This window comes from Streptomyces sp. NPDC031479 (assembly GCF_055581065.1).
Window position 1 is genome coordinate 1 of record NZ_JBVIKC010000109.1, and the last position, 1,196, is coordinate 1,196.

The following is a 1,196-nucleotide window of genomic DNA, read 5'->3' on the forward strand; positions in this document are numbered from 1 at the left end:
GGGGTTGGACCGGCGAGGGTTGGCGCAGTGGGGGAGGGCTCGGTGGACGAGGGCACACTGGCGGTGGGCGCAGCGGGCGAGGCAGCATCGGCCGTGGGCGCAGTGAGGGAGGCGGCGGGGGGTGGTGCGGGGTTCTGGTGGGGCTCCGGGCCACCGAGGGCCGTGGTCAGGGTGAACGCGAGGGCTGCGACCACTGCGACGGTGCCTCCCGCGAGGGCGGAGTGCCGGCGACGGCGCCGGGAAACGGCCCGGCGCCGGACCTCCGCACCCGTCGTGGGTGCGGGGCATGCGGCGTTGTCGGCCAGCTCGCGCAGGGCGGAGGACAGGTCATCGGCCACGGTCTTCCTCCTTCTCCTCGCCACTTCCGCCCACTACACCGACCTCACTGGCAGGCAGCAGCTTGGCGAGGGCTGCCCGGCCACGTGACAGGCGGGCCTTGACCGTACCGGTCGGTGCGCCGGTCTCGGAGGCTACCTGCTCCACACTGAGGTCACACAGGTGGTGCAGCACTATCGCCAGGCGCTGGGGCTCCGGGAGCTGCCGCAGCGCCGCGACAAGGGCGACGTGCTCGGGACCGGGTCCAGGGGCGTGATCGGGTGGCGGGGTGCGGCGTACCAGCTCCAGCCACCGCCGCGCCCGCCGCCAGTGGCTGACCGCGAGGCGCATCGCGACGGTGCGGATCCAGGCTTCGGGCGCCTCGGTGGCAAGGATGTCACGCCGCCGGTCCCAGGCACGTACGAAGGCTTCCTGAACAACGTCCTGGGCCTGACCGAGGTCACCGGTGAAGGAGTACACCTGGCCGACGATCCGTGGGAACGCCGACGCGTAGAACGCGTCGAACTCGTCCTCCGTCATACCGCCCCCGGTCCCAAAACTTTTCCGATCCGCATGCAACCCGCCGAATCCTGGCGTGCGTACAGGTCGTGTACAGCGAAGAACATCACACAGGGGGTTCTGTTGACCAGGGAAAGCAAGGTAATCAGGAAGGCGGCGGCCGCGGCCGTCCTCGGTGCGCTGATGCTCGCGTCCACGGCATGCGAGCCGAGCGGGGCCGACGTATCGGGCGCCTCCCAGACCTCGGTGCAGCCGAGCGCGACGAACTCGCCGAAGACGGGCGAGACGGCTTCGGCGGAGCCGGGCGAGGCTTCGGCGAAGCCCGGCGGTGGTTCGGCGAAGCCGAGCGCCGGTTCGGGCAA

General features: G+C 71.4%; 2 protein-coding genes and 1 pseudogene. All 3 read right to left on the reverse strand.

Annotated features, from left to right (window positions below; all coding sequences use genetic code 11):
• Positions 1-338, reverse strand: a pseudogene (locus ACZ5D2_RS40880) (L,D-transpeptidase); the annotation flags it as partial.
• The gene (locus tag ACZ5D2_RS40885) at positions 328-855 is read right to left on the reverse strand and encodes a SigE family RNA polymerase sigma factor (RefSeq protein WP_331738541.1); all 528 of its coding nucleotides are present in this window, start codon (positions 853-855) and stop codon (positions 328-330) included. The pseudogene ACZ5D2_RS40880 and the gene ACZ5D2_RS40885, both read right to left, overlap by 11 nt.
• On the reverse strand, positions 852-1,196 hold a 345-nt coding region (locus ACZ5D2_RS40890), incomplete at its 5' end, for a hypothetical protein (protein WP_468936820.1). The genes ACZ5D2_RS40885 and ACZ5D2_RS40890, both read right to left, overlap by 4 nt.

Coding starts and splice junctions, on each gene's coding strand:
- ACZ5D2_RS40885 (WP_331738541.1), bottom strand. CDS start 855: ATGACGGAGGACGAGTTCGACGCGTTCTACGCGTCGGCGTTCCCACGG.